At 66.7% G+C, this 25,877-nt stretch carries 26 protein-coding genes; 7 read left to right on the forward strand and 19 right to left on the reverse strand.

What is annotated here, in order from left to right; all coding sequences use genetic code 11:
• Positions 1-105 precede the first annotated feature (105 nt).
• The 3 genes from TS85_RS25465 to TS85_RS14165 form a co-directional block, all read right to left on the reverse strand.
• Entirely contained in the window at positions 106-522 is a 417-nt protein-coding gene (locus TS85_RS25465) for a hypothetical protein (RefSeq protein WP_155006425.1), read from the reverse strand.
• A 234-nt stretch (positions 523-756) separates the two neighbouring features.
• Positions 757-1,413 carry a GntR family transcriptional regulator gene (locus tag TS85_RS14160; protein WP_052508123.1) on the reverse strand — a complete coding sequence of 219 codons (657 nt, stop codon included), beginning with the start codon at positions 1,411-1,413 and terminating at the stop codon, positions 757-759.
• A 378-nt stretch (positions 1,414-1,791) separates the two neighbouring features.
• Positions 1,792-3,477 (reverse strand): carboxylesterase/lipase family protein, encoded by a 1,686-nt coding sequence (locus TS85_RS14165; RefSeq protein ID WP_227698498.1) that lies wholly within the window; start codon positions 3,475-3,477, stop codon positions 1,792-1,794.
• A gap of 332 nt (positions 3,478-3,809) precedes the next feature.
• On the opposite strand from TS85_RS14165, the gene TS85_RS14170 reads away from it, so the two are divergent.
• Together TS85_RS14170 and TS85_RS14175 are read left to right on the forward strand one after the other, a co-directional pair.
• Positions 3,810-6,065 carry a TonB-dependent receptor gene (locus tag TS85_RS14170; protein WP_044333018.1) on the forward strand — a complete coding sequence of 752 codons (2,256 nt, stop codon included), beginning with the start codon at positions 3,810-3,812 and terminating at the stop codon, positions 6,063-6,065.
• A 2-nt stretch (positions 6,066-6,067) separates the two neighbouring features.
• Positions 6,068-7,828, forward strand: coding sequence for a tannase/feruloyl esterase family alpha/beta hydrolase (locus TS85_RS14175; RefSeq protein ID WP_044333019.1), 1,761 nt, complete (start codon positions 6,068-6,070; stop codon positions 7,826-7,828).
• A 67-nt stretch (positions 7,829-7,895) separates the two neighbouring features.
• Here TS85_RS14175 and TS85_RS14180 read toward each other — a convergent pair whose 3' ends face one another.
• Positions 7,896-8,075 (reverse strand): hypothetical protein, encoded by a 180-nt coding sequence (locus TS85_RS14180; RefSeq protein ID WP_044333020.1) that lies wholly within the window; start codon positions 8,073-8,075, stop codon positions 7,896-7,898.
• A gap of 193 nt (positions 8,076-8,268) precedes the next feature.
• On the opposite strand from TS85_RS14180, the gene TS85_RS14185 reads away from it, so the two are divergent.
• Positions 8,269-9,135, forward strand: coding sequence for a methylenetetrahydrofolate reductase (locus tag TS85_RS14185; RefSeq protein ID WP_044333021.1), 867 nt, complete (start codon positions 8,269-8,271; stop codon positions 9,133-9,135).
• A 183-nt stretch (positions 9,136-9,318) separates the two neighbouring features.
• Here the strand turns inward: TS85_RS14185 and ligM are convergent, their stop codons facing one another.
• Positions 9,319-10,722 carry a vanillate/3-O-methylgallate O-demethylase gene (ligM, locus tag TS85_RS14190; RefSeq protein ID WP_044333022.1) on the reverse strand — a complete coding sequence of 468 codons (1,404 nt, stop codon included), beginning with the start codon at positions 10,720-10,722 and terminating at the stop codon, positions 9,319-9,321.
• Between the two features lie 165 nt (positions 10,723-10,887).
• Here ligM and purU point away from each other — a divergent pair, with 165 nt between their 5' ends.
• The 4 genes from purU to TS85_RS14210 all read left to right on the forward strand — a co-directional run bounded on the left by purU (position 10,888) and on the right by TS85_RS14210 (position 13,578).
• The gene (gene purU / locus TS85_RS14195; RefSeq protein ID WP_155006426.1) at positions 10,888-11,745 is read left to right on the forward strand and encodes a formyltetrahydrofolate deformylase; all 858 of its coding nucleotides are present in this window, start codon (positions 10,888-10,890) and stop codon (positions 11,743-11,745) included.
• 5 nt (positions 11,746-11,750) lie between these two features.
• Positions 11,751-12,614, forward strand: coding sequence for a bifunctional 5,10-methylenetetrahydrofolate dehydrogenase/5,10-methenyltetrahydrofolate cyclohydrolase (locus TS85_RS14200; protein ID WP_044333023.1), 864 nt, complete (start codon positions 11,751-11,753; stop codon positions 12,612-12,614).
• Positions 12,607-12,996: a dihydroneopterin aldolase gene (locus TS85_RS14205; protein ID WP_227698499.1), complete on the forward strand. Its 390-nt coding sequence runs from the start codon at positions 12,607-12,609 to the stop codon at positions 12,994-12,996. Before TS85_RS14200 ends, TS85_RS14205 begins: the two co-directional genes overlap by 8 nt.
• A 156-nt stretch (positions 12,997-13,152) precedes the next feature.
• A complete protein-coding gene (locus tag TS85_RS14210) occupies positions 13,153-13,578 on the forward strand; it encodes a Rieske (2Fe-2S) protein (RefSeq protein WP_227698800.1) in 426 nt (141 codons plus the stop codon).
• A 24-nt stretch (positions 13,579-13,602) separates the two neighbouring features.
• Here TS85_RS14210 and TS85_RS14215 read toward each other — a convergent pair whose 3' ends face one another.
• The 14 genes from TS85_RS14215 to nifS all read right to left on the reverse strand — a co-directional run bounded on the left by TS85_RS14215 (position 13,603) and on the right by nifS (position 25,877).
• Positions 13,603-14,352, reverse strand: a complete 750-nt coding sequence (locus TS85_RS14215) for a hypothetical protein (RefSeq protein ID WP_044333026.1) — start codon at positions 14,350-14,352, stop codon at positions 13,603-13,605.
• Between the two features lie 95 nt (positions 14,353-14,447).
• Complete coding sequence (locus TS85_RS14220; protein ID WP_044333028.1) at positions 14,448-15,194, reverse strand: ABC transporter ATP-binding protein; 747 nt, start codon at positions 15,192-15,194, stop codon at positions 14,448-14,450.
• Positions 15,187-15,852, reverse strand: coding sequence for a molybdate ABC transporter permease subunit (gene modB, locus TS85_RS14225; RefSeq protein WP_227698500.1), 666 nt, complete (start codon positions 15,850-15,852; stop codon positions 15,187-15,189). Before modB ends, TS85_RS14220 begins: the two co-directional genes overlap by 8 nt.
• Entirely contained in the window at positions 15,845-16,657 is an 813-nt protein-coding gene (modA, locus tag TS85_RS14230; RefSeq protein WP_052507934.1) for a molybdate ABC transporter substrate-binding protein, read from the reverse strand. The genes modB and modA overlap by 8 nt, the downstream gene beginning before the upstream one ends.
• A complete protein-coding gene (locus TS85_RS14235) occupies positions 16,654-16,863 on the reverse strand; it encodes an FmdB family zinc ribbon protein (RefSeq protein ID WP_044336322.1) in 210 nt (69 codons plus the stop codon). The genes modA and TS85_RS14235 overlap by 4 nt, the downstream gene beginning before the upstream one ends.
• Positions 16,864-16,944: 81 nt before the next feature.
• A complete protein-coding gene (gene nifA, locus TS85_RS14240; protein ID WP_227698501.1) occupies positions 16,945-18,645 on the reverse strand; it encodes a nif-specific transcriptional activator NifA in 1,701 nt (566 codons plus the stop codon).
• 198 nt (positions 18,646-18,843) lie between these two features.
• Positions 18,844-19,134 (reverse strand): ferredoxin family protein, encoded by a 291-nt coding sequence (locus TS85_RS14245; protein WP_044333033.1) that lies wholly within the window; start codon positions 19,132-19,134, stop codon positions 18,844-18,846.
• A gap of 30 nt (positions 19,135-19,164) precedes the next feature.
• The gene (locus TS85_RS14250; RefSeq protein ID WP_044333036.1) at positions 19,165-20,472 is read right to left on the reverse strand and encodes an FAD-dependent oxidoreductase; all 1,308 of its coding nucleotides are present in this window, start codon (positions 20,470-20,472) and stop codon (positions 19,165-19,167) included.
• Positions 20,473-20,485: 13 nt separating this feature from the next.
• On the reverse strand, positions 20,486-21,592 hold the full coding sequence (locus tag TS85_RS14255) for an electron transfer flavoprotein subunit alpha/FixB family protein (RefSeq protein WP_044333038.1): 1,107 nt from the start codon (positions 21,590-21,592) through the stop codon (positions 20,486-20,488).
• A gap of 4 nt (positions 21,593-21,596) precedes the next feature.
• A complete protein-coding gene (locus TS85_RS14260; RefSeq protein WP_044333039.1) occupies positions 21,597-22,457 on the reverse strand; it encodes an electron transfer flavoprotein subunit beta/FixA family protein in 861 nt (286 codons plus the stop codon).
• 5 nt (positions 22,458-22,462) lie between these two features.
• Positions 22,463-22,792 (reverse strand): nitrogenase stabilizing/protective protein NifW, encoded by a 330-nt coding sequence (gene nifW, locus TS85_RS14265; protein WP_044333041.1) that lies wholly within the window; start codon positions 22,790-22,792, stop codon positions 22,463-22,465.
• Positions 22,779-23,450: a serine O-acetyltransferase gene (gene cysE / locus TS85_RS14270; RefSeq protein ID WP_077228849.1), complete on the reverse strand. Its 672-nt coding sequence runs from the start codon at positions 23,448-23,450 to the stop codon at positions 22,779-22,781. The genes nifW and cysE overlap by 14 nt, the downstream gene beginning before the upstream one ends.
• A 62-nt stretch (positions 23,451-23,512) precedes the next feature.
• Complete coding sequence (gene nifV, locus TS85_RS14275; protein ID WP_155006427.1) at positions 23,513-24,661, reverse strand: homocitrate synthase; 1,149 nt, start codon at positions 24,659-24,661, stop codon at positions 23,513-23,515.
• A gap of 13 nt (positions 24,662-24,674) precedes the next feature.
• On the reverse strand, positions 24,675-25,877 hold the full coding sequence (nifS, locus tag TS85_RS14280) for a cysteine desulfurase NifS (protein WP_044333047.1): 1,203 nt from the start codon (positions 25,875-25,877) through the stop codon (positions 24,675-24,677).

Below are 25,877 nucleotides of genomic sequence, written 5' to 3' on the forward strand. Positions count from 1 at the left end.
AGGGTGTCAAGCGGGGGAGATGGGCTGGACTGCGCTATCGCGTTGGGCAACTCGCGCTTTTTCCCCGCGTGGGGACACGTCGTCCGCGCCTCCCCGCGCGACAGCCTATCGCGATTGGGAAGGCGGCCTCATAAACCTGACACCCTCGCTCGACACGGTAAAGCTGACGAACTCTTCGGCCGCGCGCCTCTTGCTTTCAAGCGCACTGAAATAAATCAGAACATTCGCTTCAAAATTACTTCCCGGCGCTCCGCAATTCATGAACGTAATGGCCTGTATATAGCGCCCTCCTGCCAAGCGTTGTAACGCGTATTTCGCACCCGGCACTTCACGACCATCGATTTCGAATTTTCTTACGACACCCTTCTGGGTGGACTTAATACCGTTGCTGAACTCGACTTCTAACACGTGAACGCCGCATGACGCCGAAACTGAAGTGACCACTTTCTCTACCGGCACAGGGTGCCGAAGAAAAATTTCGTCGGAAACTGCTTGCTGAAGATTCAATGCCAGGATCAGCATTTTTAAACCTCATGTCGCGCCGTTTATCAGCAAATTATTGTTCTGTCGGATTTTCTACGCCAGCCTATCGTATTCGATATCACTTCACCCGATACTCCTCTCCCAGCGGGAGAGGGAGCTGAGCGCACCGATTTCCCTCTCCCAGCGGGAGAGGGAGGGAGCGGCGAAGCCGCGGAAGGGTGAGGGCGACGAAACCGCGACGATCCCCCCTCCCCGCGCCCGATACCCAGACCCTCAACCCTCGGGCGCAGCGCGCTCTTCCCCGGCGGCGAGCGCCCGGTCCATGCGTTCGTGCGAGCGCTCCAGATGCGTGCGCACCGCCGCCTCGGCAGCGTGCGGATCGCGCGCGACCAGTGCGTCGATGATCAGCTGATGCTCCGCCGCCGCTTCGATCGGGGCATTGGTGTGGAACAACGTGCGGAAGATGTGGAGGTGGGCGTGGAGCCGCTCGACCGTCTCGGCGATCAGGCGATTGCCGCTGCCGGTCGCGATCAGCCGGTGGAGCCGGTCGTCGGCCTCGGCGAAGCGCGAATAGGCGCGGGCGTCGCCCTCCGCCACGCCGGACATATCGGCGCCGATTTCGGTCAGGATCGCAATCGCCTCATCGGTCGTCGCCTCCGCAGCGCGCGCGGCGGCATAGGGCTCGATCAGCAGCCGCAGCGTATACAGGTCGCGGACCTCGCCGCGCGTCATCTGCGGGCTGGCGCGATAGCCGATGTTCGGCGTCTTGTAGACGAGCTTCTCGGCCTCGAGCTGGCTCAGCGCCTCGCGGATCGGCGTCTGCGAAATGTCGAGCCGCCGCGCCACGGCGTCGATCGCGATCCGCTCGCCCGGCGCGATCTGGAGCGTCATCAACATCGTCAGCAGATGATCGTACGCAAGTTCGACCATCGTCGGGCCTGCCGGCGCCCGCGTGCCCCGCGGCCGGAGCGACGCGAGCCCCGAGGGCTTGGGATCATACGAATTACTATACCGCATCGCTACTGGAACACCGCCAAGATCATGACGGATAGGTACTATAGGATATTATCCTGAGGCGGAAGAGGCTGGCCCTACGCGTTGTTACGGGGGCTATCGCCTATGGCGTCGGGCAAAACATACATGCCGTCATCCCAGCGCAGGCTGGGATCCATTCAGCCCCTCCGCTCGACCCAAAAGCCCATACCGAGCACCGAATGGATCCTGACATTCGTCAGGATGACTCCGTTTTTGTCCTATGCGATTTCCCGGGTGTTATTACGGGGGAGGCGCACCCTCCCCCGTTCCGCCTCACGCCAGCAGGATGCGCCGCACCGCGCCTTCGGGATCGTCCACCATCCGGCATTGCGTATCGAACACCATCGTCTGGCACCGCACCGGATCGGTCGGCGCCCAGGCGAGTCCCGGCTGGCTGGGGTTGCCGGTGCGCGCGAAATTGGCCCAGGCAGTCGACATGCGCTTGGCGATCGCCTGCGCTTCGGGCGTGTTGCCCGTCCCCTGTTCGCAGCGCTTGGTATTGTCGAAGCAGAAGGCGAGTTCGGCGGTGTGCCACGCGCCGGGGAGCTTATCGAGGATCGGCGCCTGCCACTGGAAATACCATTGATACACCGGCGCGGCCTTTTGGTCGTATTTCATCTTGGCCATGCGCTGGACGCTGTTGCGGTTGTTCAGCCCGCCGACGCCATAGGACAGCGTGCGGATCGCCTTTTCGGGGTGCGCCTGCTTCATCGCGTCGACCAGCGCATTGGCCTTGGCCGCGCCCATCTGGTCGCTCAGTTGCTTGCGCCATTCGGGCTCGGTCGGGTTCGATCCCCAGCGCGTGCCTTCCTCGCTGACATTGCCGAACAGCATCGGGATGTCGCGGGCGATATCGGGCGCCCCCTCGAAGAAGCTGCGCATCGTGATGGTCTTGCCGTCCACGGTCGGCCCCCAGCCGACGCGCGGACGAGGCGGGGTGCCGCCGGGTGCGGGCGGCGCGCCGGGGCCGCCGGGGCCGTTGATCTCGGCAGCCACCTTGGTGCCGGTCTCGAACAGCGTCTGCCAGCTTGCCTTTTGCAGATCGGCGATGCTGGTGGCGCCGAGGGTTTTGATCAGCCGTGTCGCAAATTCGCGCGACTGTTCGATCGCCGGCGGATTGCCGCCGCCGCCCGACTGGACCGAGGCGCGGTGGATCATCCCCTTGCCCGCCGGCATCCCGACCAGGGTCGTGACCTTGGACCCGCCGCCCGACTGGCCATAGATCATGACCTTGTTCGGATCGCCGCCGAAATTGGCGATATTCTCCTGCACCCAGCGCAGCGCGGCGATGCAGTCCATCATGCTGCAATTGACCGAATCCTCGTACGCCGCGCCGCCCAGGCTGGTGACGTCGAGGAAGCCGAGCACGTTGAGCCGGTGGTTGATCGATACCTGGACCACATCATGGTTGCGCGCCATCTGCGCGCCGTCGTGCGAGGCGAGTTCGTAGGACGAGCCGAAGCTGAACCCGCCGCCGTGGAAATAGACCATCACCGGGCGGCTGCCGCTGAGCGACGGCGTCCACAAATTCAGCTTGAGCATGTCCTCGCCCTGGAAACCGTCATCCCATTGCTGGAAGAACGTATGCTCGACCGCGCGGAAATTATGCGGAGTCTGCGGGCAGTTGGCGCCATAGGCGAGCGTGTTCAGCTCGTCGTCCCAGCGTTTGGGCGGCTTGGCGGGCAGCCAGCGATTCTCGCCGCCGGTATCGTCGCCATAGGGAATGCCCTTGAAGGTGAAGACGTCGCTGGCGATGTAGCCGCGGACCTTGCCATATTGGGTGCGGGCGACGGCGGAGCGCGGCGTGCTGGTGCCGCCCGATCCGCTGGCGGGGAAGATCTCGGCATGCGCGGCGGGAAACCCCAGCCCGCCCGCCAGCGACAGCCCCATCCCGCCCGCGCCCAGCGACAGCGCGGCACGCCGGTTCACGCCCGGAAAACCCGATCCCTTCGACATCATCTCTCTCCCTCGGCACCCGCCGTGCGGCGCGCGCGCTTTCGCCTCGATCCTACTGCCGGGCTGATCAGATCATATATGATATTTGCAGCGGGAGGTAAATCGCGATTGCGCGCCCCGACTCGGCGCTGTCTTTGCCAATCGATTGCAGGGGACGGTCGGAAAACCCGCGCAGCACCGCCGAATCATTACTCCGGTTATTTATAAGTACGTATTTACAATTACTTAACGTGATGGCTGCCGAACAATAGTCGGTTGCAAAGCATTGTTATGAATAATATCATTCCCCCCAGCCGGCAAAGACCGGCCGAACAATTAAAAAGCAAAAGGGGAAGATGATGAAAGGTTCGATGCAGTGCGTCGCGTCGCCGCTGGCCTTGGCTGCGATGCTGTATCTGGGAGCGATCCCGACCGCGCAGGCCCAGTCCCAATCGACGCCCGAGCCGCAGGCCAACGTCCGCGGGCTGGACGAGATCGTGGTCACCGCCGAGCGCCGCGAGGTCAATCTCCAGGACGTGCCGATCGCCGCCACCGCGCTGACCGGCGACCAATTACAGGACAAGGGCGTCCAGCGCCTCGCCGATCTCCAGAACGCGGCGCCGTCGCTGTCGATCACCGACCAGGGCCTGACGCAATCGGTCAATATCCGCGGCATCGGCATCGCCAGCGGATCGCCCGCGGTCGCCAATGGCGTCGCCACTTATCTGGACGGGGTGTTCCAGCCGCCGATCCTGACCGCGTCCAGCTTCTACGACATCGCCTCGGTCGAAGTGCTGCGCGGGCCGCAGGGGACGCTGGTGGGGTCGAACTCGACCGGTGGCGCGGTCTTCATCAACACCCAGAGCCCGACGACCGACCGGATCAAGGGCTATGTCCAGGGCCATTATGGCAGCTACAACGCGGTCGGGGCGGAGGGCGCCGTCAACCTGCCGATCACCTCGACGCTCGCGGTGCGGTTTGCGGGCACGACGCGCTGGCGCGACAGCTATTATGACGATTTGGGCAGCTTCGACAACAAGCCCGACCGGCTCGACGAACAGGCCGGGCGCGTCGGCGTGCTGTGGGAGCCGGGCAGCTTCCGCGCGCTGGGCAAGGTCGAGTGGATCGACAGGAATACCGGCGGCTATGCCTATCGCCCGATCCGGGGGACGGCGTTCGACAATAACCGCCAGGCGGACTTCCGCGACCTGACGTACAACGCCCCGACGCTCAACCATGAGCGCGCGTTCAACGCCAGCCTGGAGCTTCGCTACGACTTGCCCGGTGGCGTGATCCTGCGCTCGCAAAGCGGCTACACCAACAAGCGGATCAACAACCTCTACGACAGCGACGGCGGCATCCTGATGGGCGATTCGTCGATCCCGCGCGACGGCATCCTCGACACCAGTTCGACCCAGACGCAGGACCAGTTCGTGCGCGAGCGGCAATGGTCGCAGGAGTTCAACATCATCTCGCCGACCGATGGCGCGTTCAACTGGATCCTCGGCGGCTATTTCCAGAAGAACAAGGTCGACGTGATCATCGAATCGAAGAGCGGCGCGATCACCGACCCGGTCAACATCCTCAATTTCCAGGACAAGCAGACGCTCGGCGTCTTTGCGCAGACGGGGTACAAGATCACCCCCGCGGTCGAGCTGCAATTCGGGCTGCGCTATTCGCACTACAAGGTGGACGGCGACGGCAGCGTCGTCATCGGCGCGGGCGGCCCGATCTTCGGCCCTGCCGGGCTCAAGGTGTCCGACCTGAAGGGCAGCCATGAGGACGGCCGCATGACCGGCAAGGTCGCGCTCAACTGGAACCTGGGTAATGACAGCCTGCTCTATGTCTTCGCGGCGCGCGGCTACAAGCCCGGCGGCGCCAATTCGGCAACGTCGGAATTCGGCCCCGAAACGGTGTGGGATTATGAGGCGGGGTGGAAATCGAGCTTCTTCGACAACCATCTGCGCACCCAGATCGGCGCATTCTACATGGATTATCGCGATTTCCAGTTCGACGCGCTGGAGGCGGGCACCGGACAGACCGGGGTGATCAACATCTCCAACGCGACGATCAAGGGCGCCGAGTTCCAGGCGCAGGCGCGGTTCGGCGGGCTGAGCTTCGACGGCGGCGTCGCCTATGTCGATTCCAAGCTCGATTCGGTGCGGATCGTCAATTCGCGCACGCTGCCGCCGATCGGCACGCTCGGGCCGCAATGCCCGACCGGGACGGCATCGAACCCGCCGACCTGCTTCGACTATAGCGGCTATTACGCCGTGGGGGGCGGCGGGCCGAACCTGTTCTCGCCCAAATGGTCGTACAATCTGGGCGCGCAATATGAAGCCGAGCTGGGCGACGGCGTGACGATCACCCCGCGGCTCAACTATGCCTATCTCGGGCCGCGCTGGACCAACCTGATCTACTCGCCGACGCTCGATTATCTCGACGGGCGCGGGCTGCTCTCGGCGCAGATCACGCTGCGCTACCACGACTGGACGATCGAGGGCTATGCGACCAATCTGACCAACAAGGCGTGGGTTTCCGGCCAATCGGGCAACAATGAATTTTACGGCGCGCCGCGCGAGTTCGGCGTCCGTGTCTCGACGAGGTTCTGATCATGCAATGGACATATCTTGCCGGTGCGGCGTCGGTCGCCGCACTGGGTTTCGCATTTGCCGGGCCGTCGCTGGCGCCCGGCGCCCCCGCCGCTGCGCAGGCGGGGTTCGACACGCGCTGCACCGCGCTGACCGAGGCGATGCGCGACGCCTGGCCGGAAAAGGGCACGCGGATCACCGCGGTCGATTTCCGCGCCGCCGGACCCGCCCCCGCCCAGCCCGGCCCGCCGGGAATGGCCCCGCCCCCCGCGGCGCTTCCCGCGCATTGCGAGATCGTCGCGACGATGCACGAGCGGCAGGGCGTCGATGGCCAGCGCTATGCCATCCGCTTCCACCTGCGCCTGCCCCAGGAATGGAACGGGCGCTTCTTCTTCGAGGGCGGCGGCGGGACCAATGGCGAGCTGGGCAGCGCGATCGGGCGGCTGTCGGGCGATGCCGCGCCTGCGCTGGCGCAGGGGTATGCCGTGTTGTCGCAGGATTCGGGGCATGACAATGCCACCAATAGCGACCCCAAGCGCGGAGGGGCGACGGCGTTCGGCTTCGACCCGCAGGCGCGGGCGGACTATGGCGGCGCATCGCTCGCGCCCGTCACGCTGGCGGCAAAGGCGCTGGTCACGCGCTTTTACGGCAGCGCGCCCAAATACAGCTATTTCGTCGGCTGTTCGAAGGGCGGGCAGGAAGGGATGATGCTCGCCCAGCGCCACCCCGAACTCTATGACGGCATCGTCGCCGCCGCCCCCGGCTTCGCCCTGCCGCGCGCGGCGCTGGCCGAGGCATGGGATACCCAGCAATTCGCGAGCGTGGTGAAGGCCAAGGGCGAGACGCTGACCCTCGCCTCGCTCGCCGCGTCGTTCAGCGATGCCGATCTGGGGCTGGTGCGCAAGGCGGTGCTCGACGCCTGCGACGCCGATGACGGGCTGGCCGACGGGATCGTCGGGGCACAGGCGCAATGCACCTCGGCCAAGGTGGTGCCGGTGCTGCGCGGCAAGGTCTGTTCGGGCGACAAGCAGGCCGGGTGCCTGTCCACCGCGCAGATCGGCGCGCTGGAGGGTGTGCATGGCGGGCCGAAGACCTCCGCGGGCAAGCCGCTCTACGCCGGTTTCCCCTGGGATGCGGGCTGGTCCGACATGGGCTGGCGCATCTGGAAGATCGGGCTGGCGAACGGGCAGGTGCCGTCGATCAACGTGATGATGGGCGTGCCCGCGCTCGCGACGACCTTCACGGTGCCGCCAAAGGCGCCGGGGATCGGGCCGGACGCGCTGCTCGGCTATGCGACCGGGTTCGATTTCGACCGCGACGCCGACGCGATCTATGCGACCGGGGGCGGCTTTGCCCGATCGGGCTGGCAGGACATTGGCGCGCGATCGACCGACCTGTCCGCGTTCCGCAAGCGCGGCGGGCGGATGATCGTGCCGCATGGCGGGTCCGACCCGGTCTTTTCGGTCGCCGACACGATCGATTGGTGGAAGGGCGTGGACCGCGCCAATCGCGGCGCGGCGGCGGGCTTTGTCCGCGTGTTCCCGGTGCCGGGGATGGGCCATTGCCAGGGCGGCCCCGCGACCGACCGCTTCGACGCGTTCGCGGCTTTGGTCCGCTGGGTCGAACAGGGCAAGGCGCCCGAGCGGATTGAGGCCGCGGCGGGGCCGATGTCGCCATGGAAGGGCCGCACCCGGCCGCTCTGCCCCTATCCGCTGGTCGCGGTGCCCAAGCCGGGCGCAGCTGACAGCGAAAAGGCCGAGAATTTCGTCTGCGCCAGGCGCTGAGGCGGAGCGCCCCCCCCGCGCCGATGGGCGCGGGGGTTGCGGAGTTCTTCAGTCCGCCCCGGCGGGGTCAGCCTGCGCGCGTCTCGCCTGAGCCCTTGATCTCCCGCAGCGCCGGTTCGCGCAGCGAGGGGAAGCCGCGCGTCGCTGCGATCAGCCGCAGCGCATCGCCGCGATAGCATTCCCAGCCGGCGGTCGTGCCGTTGCGGCTGGCCGAGATCGCCGATGCGACCCGCTCGATCATCGTCATCGTGCCCTCTCCTGCCCGGACGAACGGGATCGCGCTGCCCGCGTCCCGCCAATACGTTATGTGTAACCTACTATCTGGTTCGGTTCCAGATCGAACCGCATCAGCGGAGAAACCCCGGAAACTCGCGACTCGATCCCGTCCTCGCTTTCGATTATATGTATGCGACACATACAGAATCGAGAGGAGCCTACCGATGCCAGCCGTACCGCTTTCCGAGCCGCAGAGCCTGTACGCGCCGCCGTCGTTGCTCGACGATGCATCGATCGAGATCACTGCAAAGGACCAGCATCATCTCGACCAGCTAGCGCGCGGTTTTGCGCCGGGCACGCCGGTCTCGATCACCTTCCTTCCCGGTGAGACGTTCGAGGACCGGATCGCTGCGGCCCAGCGCGTGCGTGCCGCCGGCTTCACCCCGGTTCCGCACATCTCCGCGCGCCGGCTCACGTCGGTGGCGGAACTGGAGGGCTTCGTCGCGGGGCTGGTCGATGCGGCGGCGGTAACGCGGGTGTTCGTCGTCGGGGGCGACCTGCCCCAGCCCGCCGGGCCGTTCGAGGACGCGCTGGCGGTGATCCGGTCGGGCATTCTTGCGTTCCACGGCATCGAGCAGGTCGGCATCGCGGGCTATCCGGAGGGGCATCCCGACATCGCCCCGGCGGCGCTCGACGCGGCGATGCGCGACAAGCTCGATGCGATTCACGCTGCCGGCCAGCGGGCATGGATCGCCACACAGTTCAGCTTCGACGCCGTGCCGGTGCTCGACTGGCTGGCCCGGCTGCGCGCGGAAGGGATCGACGAGACGGTGCGCATCGGCGTGCCCGGCCCGGCCAGCGTCAAGACGCTGCTGCGCTTCGCGACGCGCTGCGGCGTCGGCGTGTCGGCGAAGGTGATGACCAAATACGGCCTGTCGCTGACGCAATTTCTGGGGAATGCGGGGCCGGACAAGCTGATCGAGGCGCTCACCGCGGGGCTGGTGCCGGAGGTCCATGGCGACGCGCGGCTGCATTTCTACCCGTTCGGCGGGCTTGAGAAGACCGCGGACTGGGTTGCGCGGCGGGGGTGAGGCCGCGGACGCCGTACGGGCGTGAGAACCTTATAAAACGAAACTGTCATCCTGACGAAAGTCAGGATCCATTCGCCGAAACGTTCGCGCTTTTGCATCGAACGGAGCGGCTAATGGATCCCAACTTTCGTTGGGATGACCGCGTTGGAGGCGCGACCCGTCCGGATCGCGCCCCCTGCATACTCAGGCGCGGGTGGTGCGCCAGCCCTGCTGGTAGGTTTCGCGTGCGACGCGCGAATAGGGGACCGGGCTCACCACCGCGCGGACTTCGATCTGCTTGTGCGGTTCGACCGTCGTCTTGCGCGTGCCGCCGTTCGGCTCGCCCCATACGACCTTCAGCTCGGTGCCGACCGGGATTTCGTGATCGACGGTCGCGAGGCTCAGTGCCGACTTCTCGTTATAGCTATAGCCGGTGAACATCGACACGCCGACGGTGCGACCGCCGCCATCGACGACCTTGTCATAGTTGGACGAGGCATAGTTGGCGAGCGGCAGGTCGAAGAACTTGTAGTTCTCGCCGTCCGGATCGAGCATCGACGCGAAGATCTTCGCGACATCCTCGGCATTCCACGCCAGCGTCACCTTGCGGCGCTGTGCGTCCTTGTCGAGTGCCTCCAGCGCCTCGCGGCCGTGGAAGTCGTGGTCGAACTTCACGAACGGACCATAGCCCAACTCGTAAGGGTTGAGATAATAGTCCTCGATGCTCTCGCCGACAAAGCTGCCGCCGATGCCGCCGGTCGCTTCATAGCTGTCGGCGCCGAGCCATTCGCGGTACGACTTCAGCTTCTCGCCGGTGTAGATTGCGGGCAGCGGCGAGGGAATCCAGCCGCTTTCCAGCGTGTTCGACGGATAGGCGCGGCTGCCGCAAGCGACGATGCCGAATTCCTGGCCGGCTTCGAGGATCGCGGCGCGGACCTCTTCCTGCTCCTCATAGGGACCCCAGATTTCGAGGCCCGGCGCGCCCGACATGCCGTGGCGCAGCGTGCGGATCGTCTTTCCGGCGATGTTCATCGTGCTCATGTTGAAGAATTTGAGCTGCTCGACCGGGCCGCCGTTCAGCTTCTCGATGATCGCCCAGGCGTTCGGCCCCTGGATCTGGAAGCGCCAGTTGATGCGCTTGACCGGCTTGCCCATCGGGCGCGAGGGGCTGCGGTCGTCCTTGACGATCTCGACGTCATAGCCGCCGGTCGCGGCGTGATACATCAGCCAGTTCGCGGCGGGCGCGCGGCCGACATAGACGAATTCTTCCTCGGCCAGATAAAACAGGATGCCGTCGCCGATGACATGGCCATAGGGCGTCGTCGGGACATATTGCTTCGCCTTGTCGACGGTGAAGCCCTTCATCGAATTGATCGCGGTGTCGCTGATCAGCTTCAGCGCGTCTTTACCGCGGATGAACAGGTCGACCATGTGGTGCGACTGGTCGAACAGCACCGCCGAATGCTGCCACGCCCATTGCTCCGAACGCCAGTTGGAGAATTCGGGCGCCACGACCGGGTACACATAGGCCCCGATCTGCGCATTGCGCAGCATCTCCACGGGATCACCCGCCGCATTGAGCACCTGTTCCAGATTGGTCGCCGTCATATCGCTATCCTCTCACTCGCAGAAAAAATGGATTGCGCCGCATTTCTCCCGCGACGCTTGCCCCTTTCTATTATGGGCGATATTGATATGCAACACATACAAAATTGCGCAGCGAGAATCGGTGCGCACAAACGCCGGCGCAGGGTGCCGGAGGAGAGGTGAGACGTGACTCGGATTGCGCATATCCTGACGCTTTCATGCCCCGATCGGGCCGGCCTGGTGGCCGGAATCGCGGGCCAGCTTTCGGAAGGGGGCGCCAATATCCTGGAGGCGCAGCAATTCGACGACGTCGAGTCGCAGCGCTTTTTCATGCGGATCGTGTTCGACGCCCCCGCCGATGCGACCGACTCGATTCGCGAGCGAATCGCAGGCACCGCCGCCAGCTTCGACATGACTTTCCGCCTCCGCGAGCGCTCGCGCCGGACGCGCACGCTGTTGCTGGTGTCGAAGTTCGATCACTGCCTCGGCGACCTCCTGTACCGCCACCGGATCGGCGAGCTGGACATGGACGTGGTCGGCATCGTGTCCAACCACCCGCGCGAGGCGCTGAGCATCTCGCTGATGGCCGACATCCCCTTCCATCACCTGCCGGTGACTGCGGCGACCAAGCCGCAACAGGAAGCGCAGATCAAGGCGCTGGTCGAATCGACGGGCGCCGAGCTGGTGGTGCTGGCGCGCTATATGCAGATCCTGTCGGACGATCTCGCCGCCTTCCTGTCCGGGCGCTGCATCAACATCCACCACTCGTTCCTTCCGGGCTTCAAGGGCGCCAAACCCTATCATCAGGCGCATGCGCGCGGGGTGAAGATGATCGGCGCGACCGCACATTATGTCACCGCCGACCTCGATGAAGGCCCGATCATCGTTCAGGATGTCGAGCCGATCACCCATGCCGACACCCCCGACGATCTGGTCCGCAAGGGCCGCGACATCGAACGCCGGGTGCTGGCGCGCGCGGTGAACTACCAGCTTCAGGACCGGGTGCTGCTCAACGGCTCCAAGACCGTCGTGTTCACGAGCTGATCGCCATGGCAACGATCATCGACGGCAAGGCGCTGGCCGAACAGGTGACGCAGGCGGTTGCCGCCGATGCGGCGCGGCTGGTCGCGGAGCGGGGCGTGCATCCGGGGCTCGCGGTCATCCTGGTCGGGCATGACCCCGCCAGCGAAATCTATGTCGGGCGCAAGATGCGCCAGGCCGCGCGCGCGGGGATCGTCTCGTTCGAGCATCGCCTGCCCGCCGACACGCCGCAGGCCGATCTGCTGGCACTGATCGCGCGGTGCAATGCCGATGCCCAGGTCCATGGCATTCTCGTCCAGTTGCCGCTGCCGCCGCATATCGACCCCGCGCGCGTGCTCGACGCGATCGATCCAGCCAAGGATGTCGACGGCTTCCATCCCGTCAATGTCGGGCGGCTGTCGTCGGGCACCGGCGGGCTGGTGCCGTGCACGCCACTGGGCTGTATCAAGCTGCTGGAGACCGTGATCGACGATTTCCGGGGGCTGAAGGCGGTGGTGATCGGCAAGTCGAACATCGTCGGAAAGCCCGTGGCGCTGCTTCTGCTCGAACGCGAATGCACTGTGACGGTCACGCATATCCTGACGCGGAACCTGCCCGACATCGTCCGCGGCGCCGATATCGTCGTAGCCGCGGCGGGCAGCCCGGGGCTGGTGCGCGGAGACTGGGTGAAGCCGGGGGCAGTCGTCATCGACGTCGGCATCACGCGCGTCGCGCAGCCCGACGGCAGCTCGCGCATCCGGGGCGATTGCGCGCGCGAGGAAATGGATCATGCCGGCGCGGTGACGCCGGTGCCCGGGGGTGTCGGGCCGATGACGGTGGCGTGCCTGCTCGCCAACACGCTGCGCGCGGCGCGGGCGACGAGTTTTGGCTGAGGCGCTGATCCTCGCCGCGCCCGCCCGGTGCGACGCGACCGCGATGGTGGAGGTCTGCGTCACCGGGCTGCAGGTCTTTGCGCAGATCGGAGTCCACGCGCACGAACGCGGTCGCACGCAATTGCTGTCGATCGACGTCACGGTCACGCTGGACCCGCCAGACGCCGACCGGCTCGACGCCAGCATCGATTACCAGCGGATCGCCGACGATGCCGAAGCGCTGGGCCGCGCGCATATCAACCTGATCGAGACCTTTGCCCGCCGCCTGGCGACCTCCTGCCTCGCGCATCCCGCCGCGCGGCAGGTGTGCGTATCGGTGCAAAAGCCGGGCGCGCTGCGCAACGGGCTGGCGGGAACGCGCGTGGTGCTGACGCGCGGGTGACGGACGGGGCGAATGTCGCAAAGTCGCCATTCGCCGTCGCCTTGTCGCACTCGCTGTCGGGTTCGCCACGCGCCGCCGACCGGGTTGCGCTGATTAAGGGCTGGCACGCCGCTTGCTGTTTCCCACGGATCGGCAGCAGACGGGAGACAGTCGTTGGTGGAGCTATTCGTGATCTGCGAGACGCGCGATGTGCAGGAAGAGGAGGTGCGCGGCTTCACGCTGGCGCGGCTCGACGATGCCGGCGCGGTGCGGCCCTGGCCGATCCTCGTCACGCGAAAGGGCGGCAAATATTTCGGCTATGAAAATGCCTGCCCGCACGAGGGCACCCGGCTCGACACCCGGCCCGGCGAGTTCATGGACGAGGAAGGCAATTTCATCGCCTGCGGCAAGCATGGCGCGATGTTCGACCTCGACAGCGGCCATTGCTTTATCGGCCCGTGCCAGGGCAAGGCGCTGGTGCCGCTGGCGCTGATCGTCGACGACGGCGACCTGTGCCTCGCCGATCCGCGCCTGACCGACGAGGACGGGCTCGACATCCCCGATCCCGGCGAGCACCCGGAGGTGCTGATCACTCCAGATTGAGGCAGGGCGATTGCGCCAGGGCGATCAGCGGCGGGCGAGCGAGCGCAGCATCCCCTCGACGCTCTCCTGCATGTCCATTTCCACCGCCGGGCCGCCGAGCAGCAGCATGTTGGCGACGAATGCGGCATCGTTGCGCGGCTCACCCAGCGCGCCGCGCAGCAGCGGCAGATTGTCCTCGACATGCGCCATGAAGGTCAGCCCCTTGTCGACAAGCTCGGCCCAGCGGGCGCGCGTCCACAGCGCGAGTGGATAGACGATCTCGCTCCTGAAATTGGAGCCCAGCGCCTTTTCCAGGAAGCGCAGCCCGGTGTTCCAGCTTTCGCCGCCGCGCATCGGTGGCGGCGCGATCTCGCCCGCCAGCATCTTGCGCCCCGCCTGCCCGACGAAATCGTCGAGCGTTACCGGCGCCGCGATCTCGGCGCGGAAGTGCCAGAGGCCGACATTGCCGGGAAAGTCGCGGCCCAGCTGCGCGACCAGCGCCTGTTCGACCCGATCGACCGCCGCGCTATCGCCCTGCATCGCCGCGGTCATGCAGAAGGCAGCCAGCGTGTCGTTGCCGATCTCATGCGCGGTCCCGCCGGCACGCTGTTGCGCAGTCAGCGCGGGAGGCCGCCCGTCCGCCGGCACAGTCGCCAGCCCCTGTCGCTGCGCCGTCAGGAATGTCGTGATCTCCAGCCAGGGCAGGAAATGCGCGACGAACGCATCGGGATCGACATGGACGATCGCCAGGTTGATCGGTTGCTTGCGTGCGGCCAATTCGGTCATCATGGTCATGCAGGTCTCCGCCCAAGGCTCGACGGACCGGCCCCCTGCCCGATCCGTGCCCCGGCAAACCAAAGCAGAAACCATGCCATTTGGGCGGCGTGCGCCTATTCCGCGCAGCGGCGCGCGGCGGCGAAATAGTCGTCCGGCCCCTCGATCCACCGGGCCAGCCTGCCCCCGGAAGCCAATAGCGCCTGGGGCGTCCCCAGCTCCGCGCACGCGCCGTCATCGAGGAAGCAGACCGTATCGGCGAGGCGCAGCGCATCCTCGACATCGTGCGACACCAGGATGATCGGGAGCGCGAACGACTCCCGGATCTCCTCGACCAGCGCGCGCAGCACCCGCCGCGTGGGATAGTCGACCGCGGAAAAGGGCTCGTCGAGCAGGAGCAGCGCAGGGTTGCGCGCCAGCGCGCGGGCGATCGCCACCCGCTGGCGCTGGCCGCCCGAAAGCGCGCCGGGCAGGCGCTCGGCAAGCGCCGCAAGCCCGACGCGGTCGAGCATCTCCCCGGCGGCGGCATGGCGCGCGGCGCGGGGCAAATGCAGCATCGCCTCCATCACATTGCCGCGCGCGCTCCGGTGCGGAAACAGCGCATAATGCTGCGACACCAGCCCGATCCGCCGCCGCGACGGGGGGACGAAGGTCCCGCTGCCGCTGTCCATCCACAGCGCGCCGCCGCAGCGCACCTCGCCGAACTTCGGCCGGACCAGCCCCGCGATCGCGCGCAGCAGCGTGGTCTTGCCCGATCCCGATGCGCCGACCACCGCCAGCGTCTCCCCCCGGCGCACCGCCAGTTCGACGCGAAGCGGCACCGGCCCGGCATCGCGAAAGCGGCAATACAGCCCCTCATCCATGGCGCCGTTGCCCCCCGATGGCGAAGCTGATCGTCACCGCCACCGTCGCGATCGCCAGCAGGATCGCGGCCATCCGCGCTGCGCCGTCATTGTCGAATGCCTGGACGCGGTCATAGATCGACAGCGCCAGCGTCCGCGTCTCCCCCGGGATCGACCCGCCGACCATCAGCACGACGCCGAATTCGCCCAGCGTGTGCGCGAAGGTGAAGACCGCCCCGGTGACGATGCCCGATCGCGCGAGCGGCAATTCGATTCGCCACAGCCCCTGCCACAGCCCGAGCCCGCACATCGCGGCGGCATCGCGCACCTCGCCGCCAATCGCTTCGAACGCGCGCTGGCACGGCTGGATGGCGAAGGGCAGGTTGACCAGCACCGATGCGACCAGAACGCCCTGGAAGCTGAACACCAAAGACGTGCCGAACAGCCCGCGCCACGCCTGCCCCACCACCGAATCCGGCCCCATGCCGACCAGCAGGTAGAAGCCGATCACCGTCGGCGGCAGGATCAGCGGCAGCGTCAGCGCCGCTTCGATCACTGCGCGCCCGCGAAACCGCGTCGCCGCGAGCCAGCGCCCGATCAGCACCGCCAGCGGCAGCAGGATCGCAACCGTCGCGCTGCCCAGCAGCAGCGACAGCCGAAGCGCTTCCCAGTCAACCACCCCGCGCGGCCCCACCCCCCGGCGGCACCAGGCCATAGTGCGCGAACACCCGCCGCGCCGCGGGCGTCTGAAGAAACGCATAGAAGCGCCGCGCGCCCGGATCGGCGCGCTTGATCAGCACCATCCGCTGCACCAGCGGGCGGTGCCAGGATTGCGGCAGCGGGACCAGATCGAGGCGCCCGGCCAGCGCCGGATCGCTGGCGAGCGCATAGGCGACGATCCCGCATTGGGCATTGCCCGACAGCACGAATTCCAGCGCCTGCGACACGGTTTCGCCGAGCACGAGGCGGCCGCCCAGCCGGTCCCACAGCCCGGTGCGGCGGAGCACCTCTGCGGCGCGCGCGCCATAGGGGGCGTGCGCAGGATTGGCGATCGCGAAATGCTCGATCTGCGCCCGCTGGATCGCGGCAGCCAGGCCCAGGCGGCGCACTTCGCCCGCCAGCGGCGATCCGCGGCGCGCGACAAAGGCGAGTTGCCCGACGCCGAGCGCCACCCCCGGCCCCTCCGCCACGCCCGCGCGGACCAGGTCGAACACGAGTTGCTCGTCGGCGGACAGGAACAGCGCGAAGGGCGCGCCCTGCGCGAGTTGGCGCGACAGCGTGCCCGAGGCGCCAAAGGTGATCATCACCTCCCCGCCCCCGGCGCGCCGGAACTCCGCCGCCAATTGGGTGAGCGCGGGGCGCAGGTCTGCGGCGGCGGCGATCCGGGGGGCGCCCTGTGCGTGGACCGATGGGGCCAGCGACGGGAGCAGCAGCGCGGCCAGCATGCAGAGCGCGTGCGCCACGGCGGCGCGCACGCCGCTCATTCGAAATTGCTCAAATGGCCTTCGCGCCCTGCCCGGGCGCGCCATGCCTTTGCCAGTGCGGCGCTCTTGCCCGGCGGGGCGGTCACTCCGACGAGGCGCTCAAGCTGGGCATGGCCGCATGCGGGACAGCCCGGCGTGTCGGAAAACCGCACCAGCAACTCGACAATCCCGTCGCATTTCGGACAATGGAAATCGTAAATCGGCATTGCGGCCTCCCTTGGCTGAGCGCGGGGGCCGAAGCCGTCCGCGCCCGGCGCGCCATGCAGGAACCGCGCCACGAAGCGCCGTCAGAGCTTCTTCAACTCAATATCGTGTTTGCGCAGCGCATAGCCGATCTGGCGCGGAGTCAGCTTCAGATAGCGCGCCGCCTTGGCCTGAACCCAGCCCGTCGCCTCCAGCGCGGCGATCAACTGGTCGCGGCTCACCTTGACGGTGTCGCCCTTGTCGGTCTCGATCGGTTCGCGCGCCTGGTGCGGCGCGCTGGGCGCGGGCTCGGCATCGGGCACCGGCCGCGACGGCGTGACCGGCTTGAACGGTGCGGGCAGGACGCCCTTCCACAGCGACGCCGACAGGCACTCGTCGTGGCGGCACGCGAAATCATCGTCGGTGATGTCGGCTCCCCGCGCGAGCGTCGCGGTGCGCCGGATGCAATTCTCAAGCTCGCGGACATTGCCCGGGAAATAGCAGGCGTCGAGCACCGCAAAGGCCGATGCGGTCAGCTTGTGCTCCGAATGATGCTCGGCATCAAATCGCCGCAGGAATTCGCTCGCGAGCAGCGGCACGTCCTCCTTGCGATCGCGCAGTGCGGGCAACCGGATCGATACGACGTTGATCCGGTAATAAAGGTCCGCGCGAAATTCGCCCTTGCTGACCGCATCCTCCAGATTGCGGTTGGTCGCGCAGACGAGCCGGACGTCGACCTTGATCGTCTTCATCCCCCCGACGCGCTCGAACTCGCCCTCCTGGAGCACGCGCAACAGCTTGACCTGGAATGCCGGCGAGATGTCGCCGATCTCGTCGAGGAACAGCGTGCCGCCATCGGCGAGTTCGAACCGGCCCTTGCGCTGGGCGTGCGCGCCGGTGAACGATCCCTTTTCATGCCCGAACAATTCTGATTCGAGCACCGATTCGGGCAGCGCGCCGCAGTTGAGCTTGACGAACGGCTTCTTCGCGCGCGGTGAATAATCATGCGTCGCGCGGGCGAACAACTCCTTGCCCGTCCCGCTTTCGCCGCGGAGCAGCACCGTCGAGTGGCTGCGCGCGACGATCCTGATCTTCTGGAGCACCGATTGCAGCACTGCGCTGTCGCCGATGATGCCGCGCGCGCTCGCGCTGACCCCGGTTTGGTCGAGCAACTCCTTTTCGAGCAGCCGCTGATGCGCCATCAACCGCTCCCGGTCGCGTCCGACGATATCCATCAGCCGCACCGTCTGGCCGATCAGATTGGCGACCATCACGAGGAAGCGAACATCGTCGTCGATCGCGCGATAGGCCTCGTCCTCTTTCCACAATTGCTCGATCGTCAGCGTGCCGATCACCTGGTCCCGGTCCTTGATCGGGACGCCGATGAACGACACCCGCTCCCCCGCCGGGCGATCGGGATCGGGCTGCCATCCGGCGAAGAGCGGGCTCAGCGCGACATTGTCGATCACCACCGGCATCTTGGTCGTGACGATCTGGCCGACCGCGCGTTCGGGCATCCGCGCGAAATGGCGCTGCGCCTGCTCCTCGGTCCATCCGGCGCCGACTACGGTATGCGGGTCGCCATTCTCGTCCAGCAGCGCGACGATGCCGTGGTGCAGGTCGAGAAAGCTCGACAGCAAGGTGAGCACGTTCGCCAGCGTGATTTCGATCCTGCCGGGTCGAACGAGTATCTTGGTGATCTCGTACACGCCGAGAAGCGCGATATCGGCGCGTGTATGGGGCCAGCCGGGATCGCGGCCCGGTTTGTGAGGGACGATGGCAGCGCCGCTACGAAGCAAGACCAATTCGACCACCTTCCTGCCGTCAGCACACCCTCCCCCGAGTAAGTGGCTTTTTTTCACCCGCGTTGCTGCGAGCAGGAATCGTGCACCGGAAGCTTGCAGTTAAAGCGGAACTTGGCAAGCGGGTAAACGTGGTCTCGAAAGACGGCGCCTGTCGCGTTGCAAGCAAGACGCACCATCCCGCTGCATGAGTCCCTGAAATCAGCCGAACTTGTACAGCACGCCGAACCCGCCGCGCGGATAATTCCATTCAAGCTCGCCAGTGCTCTGCGTCACGATACGGCACGTGCCGCATTCGACACAGCCGTCCGCGCTGATCTCGACCTGCCCCGAGTCGGACAGGCTATAGCAGCCCACCGGGCATAGCCGCGTCATCGCGAGCAGCGCGCGCGAGGGCACGTCATGCGGCTTTATCTTGATATGCGGTCGCCCCGAATCGACCAGATAGCGATTCTGGAACAGCCGTTCCTCCACTCGTGCCGTCGCGCTCATCGTCTCCGCTCCTTGCCTGTTCAAAACCCTTCATCGCCACGCCCGCACCAGCCGGAAGGCGTCGCCGATCAGCCCGCCCAGCGTCCGCCCGGTGCGGAACGAGCGGAAAATCGCCTTTTCCTTGCTGACCTTGTCGACGCCATCGACGCGGAACCAGGTCTGCATCGCCTGGCTGATCAGTTGCGGATACAGGCCGAAGAAATTGGCCTTGTTGGCGTGAAGCAGCGCGGGGATGCCGCGATATTTCCTGAGGTCCTTCATCACGAAGGTCTTTGCCAGCCCCTGCTCATAGGCGGACAGATTCTCGCGCGTCATCGCGATCCGGCGGCGGTGAAGCGAGACCACGGTTTCCGCCGCGATGCGCCCGGTCGTCATCGCCAGGTTCGATCCCTCGCGGTGGACCGCGTTGACGAACTGCCCCGCGTCGCCGACCACGATCCAGCCGTCACCGACCAGCTGCGGAATCGCCTTGTACCCGCCCTCCGGGATCAGGTGCGCCGCATATTCCTTGCACTCCGACCCGACGAGCAGCGGCTTGATGCTCGGATGGTTCTTGAACGCTTCGAGCAGTTCGAACGGCGTGACCTCGCTCTCGGCGAAGTCGGAGACGATGCAGCCGATCCCGATCGAGATCGATTCCTCGTTGGTGTAGAGGAACCCGGTTCCCGTCATCCCCTTTGTGATCGTGCCCATCGCCTCGATCACCACGCCTTCGTTGCCGGTGATGTTAAAGCGCGCCTCGATCGTTTCGCGCGGGAGGAAGTGCATTTCCTTGACCGCCAGCGCGACGCTGTCGGGCGCAATCTCGGGCCGCAGTCCCGAACGATGCCCGACCAGCCCGTTCACGCCCTCCGCCAGGATGACGACATCGGCCAGGATCGGCCCGCCGCCGCGATCGGTGCGCACGCCGATGACCTTGCCCTGCAAGTCCTTGACCAGTTCGGTGACCGTCGTTTCGCACAACAGGATCGCGCCCGCCTGCCGGACCCGGCTGGAGAACCATTTGTCGAACTGCGCGCGCAGGATCGTGTAGCGGTTCGGTCGGTCCTCGTTGAAGTCGTCCGACCGGTAATGCATCCCCGTGTGCGAGCTGTCGTCCATCGTCCAGATACGCTGCTCGATCACGTGCCGCTCCAGCGGGGCGTCGTCGCGGAAATCGGGGATGATCTTCTCCAGCGCGTCGGCATAGAGGATCGCGCCCTGGACGTTCTTCGACCCCGAATATTCGCCGCGCTCGATCTGGAGCACCTTCAGCCCCTCGGTCGCAAGCGTATAGGCCGCCGCATTGCCCGATGGCCCGGCCCCGATCACGATGGCGTCAAAGCGTTCCTCGATCATGGCGGGTTCCTCTCTAGCTCGCCAGCCGGTTGACGCTGAGGCGCCTGGCGAAGGCCTCCGTCAGCGCGGGCAACAGCGTGATCGCGTCGGCGACGATGCCGAGATGCGCGAAATCGAAGATCGGGGCGTGCGGATCGGTGTTGATCGCAACGATCAGGTCCGCGCCCTCGACGCCGACACGGTGCTGGATCGCGCCCGAAATCCCCGCCGCGATGTACAGCCGGGGGCGGATCGTCTTGCCGGTCTGGCCGATCTGGCGGTCGGCGGGAATCCAGCCCTTCTGCACCAGCGGGCGCGATCCGCCATATTCGGCGCCGAGCACCGCCGCGAGCTTCTTGACGAGCTGGAACGCTTCGACCGTGCGCAGCCCCAGGCCCCCTGCGACGACGATATCGGCATAGGGAAGCTGCGCCTTGTCGCTGTCGCGGTCGGCGATGAACTGGACGATCTTGGTCACGATGTCGGCTTCGTCGAGCCCGAGCGCATGCTCGATCACGCGGCCCGAGCGCCCGAGTTGCGGCACCGGCATCGGCAGCACGCGCGGGCGCACCGTCGCCATTTGCGGGCGATAGTTGAGCGTGAAAATCGTGCAGAGCAGCGACCCGCCAAAGGTGGGCCGAGTCGCCGCGAGCGATCCCTCGTCGTCGATTTCCAGCTCGGTGCAGTCGGCGGTCAGCCCGGTCAGCAGCGTCGTCGCGACCGACCCCGCCAGGTCGCGACCCAGATTGGTCGCGCCGAGCAGGAGGATTTCGGGCTGATAGGTGTTGACCAGATCGGTCAGCGCCTTGGTCGACACTTCGTTGCGATAATGCGCCAGCGCGGGATCGCAGACGACATAGACAAGGTCGGCGCCATATTCGAACGCCTGGGCCGTCGCGCGCTCGAGCGCCTCGCGGCTGTCGCTCATCACGACCGCAGCGAGTTCGACCCCGCGCTTGTCCGCCAGTTTGCGCCCCTCGCCGAGCAGTTCGAACGACACGCTGTGGACCTGGCCGTGCTCGATCTCGACCGCGACCCAGACATGCTTGTACGCCCGGAAATGCTCGGGCAGTTCCTTCTTGGTGCCTGCGCGGCCGGCGGCGCCGGTGGCTGCGGGGCGCGGCGTGGGTTCGGCGGCCATGACCTCAATTCCCCTGGCTCTGGGCCGCGAAGTCGTAGAGGTCGGCCTCTACGCCCGGTGCGCGGCGGAAGATTTCGGCTAGGAGCGCGTCGGCATTCGCATCCGGCGTCCCCTCGGCGGAGACGAGATGCGCCTTTTCGGCGCGCGGCGTCGGCGTGAAGATCTTCTTCACGATCGTCGGCGACCCGCGCAGCCCGCATTTCGCGAGGTCCTCGATCCCGCAGGAGGCGGCGTTCCAGGTGATGACCTCGGCGCGCGCGGCGATCAGTGCATTGTCGATCGATCCGCGCCGCATCTCGTTGGTCGCCTCCAGCATCGTGACGAGCACCGGCAGCGCAGTGCGCAGCACCTGGATGCCGCCCTCGGCGCGGCGCTCGACGGTGATCGATCCGGCGTCGAGGTCGAGATCGGCGATCCGCGCGACATAGGTGAGCTGGTTGTAGCGCAGCCGCTTGGCGATCCCCGGCCCGACCTGCGCAGTATCGCCGTCGATCGTCTGCTTGCCGGTGAAGATGATCTCGGGCTTGCCATACTCCGCCGCGATCTTGTCCAGCGCGCTGGCCAGCGCGAAGCTGGTCGCCAGCGTGTCCGACCCCGCGAAATAGCGATCGGTGAGCAACACCGCGCGATCCGCGCCGAAGGTCAGCGTCTTGCGCAGCGATTCGGATGCGGTGGGCGGGCCCATGGTCAGCACCGTGACGACGCCGCCGAACTTGTCGCGCAGGCGCAACGCCTCTTCGAGCGCGAACAGGTCATAGGGATTGATGATCGTCGGCACACCCTGGCGCATGATCGTGTTGGTCACGGGATGGACGCGAATCTGCGCGCTGTCGGGAACCTGTTTGATGCAGACGACGATATGCATGGCGCTCACTCCCCGGTCAGGGCGCTGAGGGGTACGAAGGGGCGCTGCGGCGGGTCCTTGGGCGCGATTGCCTCCTGATGGACCTTGAACACGCGCTCGGCGATCGGCGACGACGCGACGAAATCGGCATAGGCCTGTTCGAGATGCGCCTTGCAGAGCGCGAACAGCGCAGCGTCGTCAGCCGCTTCCCCGCCGTCGCCGCGCAAATACTGCCCCATGCGCCGCATGATGTGCAGCCGCGCAACCTGAACGACCTGCGGGTCATAGGGGACACCGAGAACGTCGAAGAATTCCTCGGCGCTGGACAGGCTTTCCAGGTTTTCAAGCACGCTCATGACGCTGCTCCTGCCGCAATTGCCGTTCGTCGCGATGCGCGAGCCGGGCCTCGAGGAAATCGATGCGGTCGAGCAGTTCCGAAAGCGCCTCGCCCACCGGATCGGGCATCAGGTGATGATCGAGGTCGATCCGCCCGCCGATCCGCCGCCGCTCGCACGGATCGCGGACGACGCGCCCCGGAATGCCGATCACCGTCATGCCCGGCGGCACCGGATCGACGACGACGCTGTTCGCCCCGATCCGCGCCCCCGCGCCGACCGTGATCGGCCCCAGTATCTTGGCGCCGCACCCGATCAGCACGCCGCTCTCGATCGTCGGGTGGCGCTTGCCCGGCGACCAGCTCGTGCCGCCCAGCGTGACGCCGTGATAGAGCGTCACGTCGTCGCCGATCTCCGCCGTCTCGCCGATCACCACGCCGGCGCCATGATCGATGAAGAAGCGCTGGCCGATCGTCGCCGCCGGATGGATATCGACATTGGTGAGCAGCCGCGCGAACCACGACAGGAACCGCGCCGCGAACCGCGCCCGTCGCTGCCACAGCCGATGCGCGACGCGGTGCCACAGGATCGCGTGCACGCCGGGATAGGTCAGCAAAATCTCCAGCCGCCCGCCCGCCGCGGGATCGCGCGCGCCGACACAGCCGACGTCCGCGCGCATCTGCTCGAACAGCGAGGGCGGGGCCGTCTGCGCGGGCGCGGCGTTCAGGGCGCAGGCGTCGGTCATTCCGCTGCCGCCGCCAGGGGTGCGGACCCGCCGTGGAAATCGATCAGTTCGGCAAGGCTCACCGCCCGCTTGGTCTCGGAGGCGCGGGCACGCACCTGGGCGAGGATCGCATTGATGCGCGCATGATCGGCTTCGAACCCCACCGAGCGCAGCATCGAGCGCACCGCGGCGCTGCCCGAATGCTTGCCCAGCACGATCTTGCGCTCGCGTCCCAGCGTCTCCGGGCGCAGCGCTTCATAGGTGGCGCTGTCGCGCAGCAGGCCGGAGACATGGATGCCCGATTCATGCGCGAACACGCTGCCGCCGACGATCGACTTGTCCTCCGGGATCGGGCGCATCGCGGCGCCGGCCACGAGCTCGGCCAGCCCGGTCAGCTTGGCGAGCGCGACATGGGTGGTGCGCCCCTGCATCTCGCTCAGCGCCGTCGCGACTTCCTCCAGCGCGGCATTGCCCGCGCGCTCGCCGAGCCCCAGCACGCAGACGCTGGCATGCGTCGCCCCGCCCCGGATCGCCGCCAGCGTATTGGCGGTGGCAAGGCCGAGATCGTCATGGCCGTGGAACTCCAGCTCGATATCGGTCTCGGCGCACAGCCGCGCAAAGATGTCGCGCGTCATGAACGGATCGAGCACGCCCAGCGTGTCGGCAAAGCGGAAGCGGTGCGCGCCCGATTCCTCGATCGCGACGACCACGCGGCACAGGAAATCCCTGTCGGCACGGCTGCTGTCCTCGCCCCCGACCGAGACCTTCAGCCCCTTGTCGAGCGCATAGCCGACCGTGTCGGCGAGCCGCGCGAGCACGTCGAGGCGGCCCGTGCCGAACTTGGCGCGGATCTGGCGGTCCGACACCGGCATCGACAGATGGACGCGGCGTACCCCGGTCAGCAGCGCCGCATCGACGTCGCTGCGCCGCATCCGGCACCAGGCGATCACATCGGCGCGCGTCACCGCCTCGCGGATCTGCGTCAGCGTCGCGATTTCCTGCGCGCCCATCGCCGGGATGCCCGCCTCGATCTCGTCGACCCCGGCATCCTCCAGCGCCAGCGCGATCGCGACTTTCTCCTGGTCGGTGAAGGCGACGCCCGGCGCCTGTTCGCCATCGCGCAGCGTGCTGTCGTTGATGATCACGGGCGGGAGAAGATGGGCCATCGTCACGCGCTCCTCAGGCATAGGTCGGGTTGAAGGCTTCGGTGCGAACATCGCGCTCGCGCCAGAAGGGCGACATCTCGCGCAGCCGCTCGATGATCGGCGGCATCGCGTCGAGGACGTGATCGACGTCGGCATCGCCATTCTCACGGCTGAACGAAAAGCGGATCGCGCCGTGCGCCGCGGTGTAGGGCACGTTCATCGCGCGCAGCACATGGCTGGGCTCGAGCGAGCCCGAGGTGCAGGCCGAGCCCGACGACGCGGCGATGCCGTCGCGGTTCATCAGCAGCAGGATCGCCTCGCCCTCGATATATTCGAACGCGATATTGGCGGTGTTGGGCAGCCGGTTGTCGGGATCGCCGGTCACGAAGCTGTTGCCGATCCGCTGGAGCAACCCTTTTTCCAGCCGGTCGCGCAGCGCGGCGACGCGGGTATTCTCGTCCTCCATATGCTGCATCGCCAGTTCGGCGGCGGCGCCCAGGCCGATGATCCCGGGCGCATTCTCGGTCCCGCCGCGGCGCCCGCGCTCCTGGTGCCCGCCGCGGATGATCGGGCGGAAGCGCGTGCCCTTGCGCACATATAGCGCGCCGATCCCCTTCGGCCCGTGGAGCTTGTGCCCCGACAGCGACAGCATGTCGATTTCGGACTCGGCCAGGTTGATCGCGATCTTGCCCACCGCCTGCACCGCATCGGTGTGGAACAGCGCGCCGGCCTCGTGCGCCAGCTCGGCGAGCTGCTCGACCGGGAAGATCGTCCCCGTCTCGTTGTTCGCCCACATGATCGATACGATCGCGGTCTTCGGACCCAGCGCCTTGCGATACGCCTCCATGTCGAGATGCCCGCGCGCGTCGACGCCGATGACGTGCACCTTGATCCCGCGCGACTTTTCCAGATGCGCGACCAGGGTCAGGATCGCGGGATGCTCGACTGCCGAGGTGATGATCTCGTCGCGCCCCGTCTGGGTCTCCAGCGCGGAGAGGATCGCGGCATTGTCGGACTCGGTCCCGCCCGAGGTATAGACGATCTCATGGTCGAACTCGGCGCCGATCAGCGCCTGCAACTGTTTGCGCGCCTTGGCCAGCGCGGTCCCCACTTCGGCGCCGAAGGCGTGCATCGACGATGCATTGCCGAACTGCTCGGTGAAATAGGGCAGCATCGCCGCGACCACCGCCGGATCGGTCCGGGTCGTCGCATTATTGTCGAGGTAAACCGACGTCAT

The organism is Sphingomonas hengshuiensis, from assembly GCF_000935025.1.
GTDB lineage: Bacteria > Pseudomonadota > Alphaproteobacteria > Sphingomonadales > Sphingomonadaceae > Sphingomonas > Sphingomonas hengshuiensis.

What these genes read in the sequence shown, in the direction of transcription:
- TS85_RS25465 (WP_155006425.1), bottom strand. Translation starts at nt 522, where the DNA reads ATGCTGATCCTGGCATTGAATCTTCAGCAAGCAGTTTCCGACGAAATT.
- TS85_RS14160 (WP_052508123.1), bottom strand. Translation starts at nt 1,413, where the DNA reads ATGGTCGAACTTGCGTACGATCATCTGCTGACGATGTTGATGACGCTC.
- TS85_RS14165 (WP_227698498.1), bottom strand. Translation starts at nt 3,477, where the DNA reads ATGATGTCGAAGGGATCGGGTTTTCCGGGCGTGAACCGGCGTGCCGCG.
- TS85_RS14170 (WP_044333018.1), top strand. Translation starts at nt 3,810, where the DNA reads ATGATGAAAGGTTCGATGCAGTGCGTCGCGTCGCCGCTGGCCTTGGCT.
- TS85_RS14175 (WP_044333019.1), top strand. Translation starts at nt 6,068, where the DNA reads ATGCAATGGACATATCTTGCCGGTGCGGCGTCGGTCGCCGCACTGGGT.
- TS85_RS14180 (WP_044333020.1), bottom strand. Translation starts at nt 8,075, where the DNA reads ATGACGATGATCGAGCGGGTCGCATCGGCGATCTCGGCCAGCCGCAAC.
- TS85_RS14185 (WP_044333021.1), top strand. Translation starts at nt 8,269, where the DNA reads ATGCCAGCCGTACCGCTTTCCGAGCCGCAGAGCCTGTACGCGCCGCCG.
- ligM (WP_044333022.1), bottom strand. Translation starts at nt 10,722, where the DNA reads ATGACGGCGACCAATCTGGAACAGGTGCTCAATGCGGCGGGTGATCCC.
- TS85_RS14200 (WP_044333023.1), top strand. Translation starts at nt 11,751, where the DNA reads ATGGCAACGATCATCGACGGCAAGGCGCTGGCCGAACAGGTGACGCAG.
- TS85_RS14215 (WP_044333026.1), bottom strand. Translation starts at nt 14,352, where the DNA reads ATGACCATGATGACCGAATTGGCCGCACGCAAGCAACCGATCAACCTG.
- TS85_RS14220 (WP_044333028.1), bottom strand. Translation starts at nt 15,194, where the DNA reads ATGGATGAGGGGCTGTATTGCCGCTTTCGCGATGCCGGGCCGGTGCCG.
- modA (WP_052507934.1), bottom strand. Translation starts at nt 16,657, where the DNA reads ATGAGCGGCGTGCGCGCCGCCGTGGCGCACGCGCTCTGCATGCTGGCC.
- TS85_RS14235 (WP_044336322.1), bottom strand. Translation starts at nt 16,863, where the DNA reads ATGCCGATTTACGATTTCCATTGTCCGAAATGCGACGGGATTGTCGAG.
- TS85_RS14245 (WP_044333033.1), bottom strand. Translation starts at nt 19,134, where the DNA reads ATGAGCGCGACGGCACGAGTGGAGGAACGGCTGTTCCAGAATCGCTAT.
- TS85_RS14250 (WP_044333036.1), bottom strand. Translation starts at nt 20,472, where the DNA reads ATGATCGAGGAACGCTTTGACGCCATCGTGATCGGGGCCGGGCCATCG.
- TS85_RS14255 (WP_044333038.1), bottom strand. Translation starts at nt 21,592, where the DNA reads ATGGCCGCCGAACCCACGCCGCGCCCCGCAGCCACCGGCGCCGCCGGC.
- TS85_RS14260 (WP_044333039.1), bottom strand. Translation starts at nt 22,457, where the DNA reads ATGCATATCGTCGTCTGCATCAAACAGGTTCCCGACAGCGCGCAGATT.
- nifW (WP_044333041.1), bottom strand. Translation starts at nt 22,792, where the DNA reads ATGAGCGTGCTTGAAAACCTGGAAAGCCTGTCCAGCGCCGAGGAATTC.
- cysE (WP_077228849.1), bottom strand. Translation starts at nt 23,450, where the DNA reads ATGCGCGCGGACGTCGGCTGTGTCGGCGCGCGCGATCCCGCGGCGGGC.
- nifV (WP_155006427.1), bottom strand. Translation starts at nt 24,661, where the DNA reads ATGGCCCATCTTCTCCCGCCCGTGATCATCAACGACAGCACGCTGCGC.
- nifS (WP_044333047.1), bottom strand. Translation starts at nt 25,877, where the DNA reads ATGACGTCGGTTTACCTCGACAATAATGCGACGACCCGGACCGATCCG.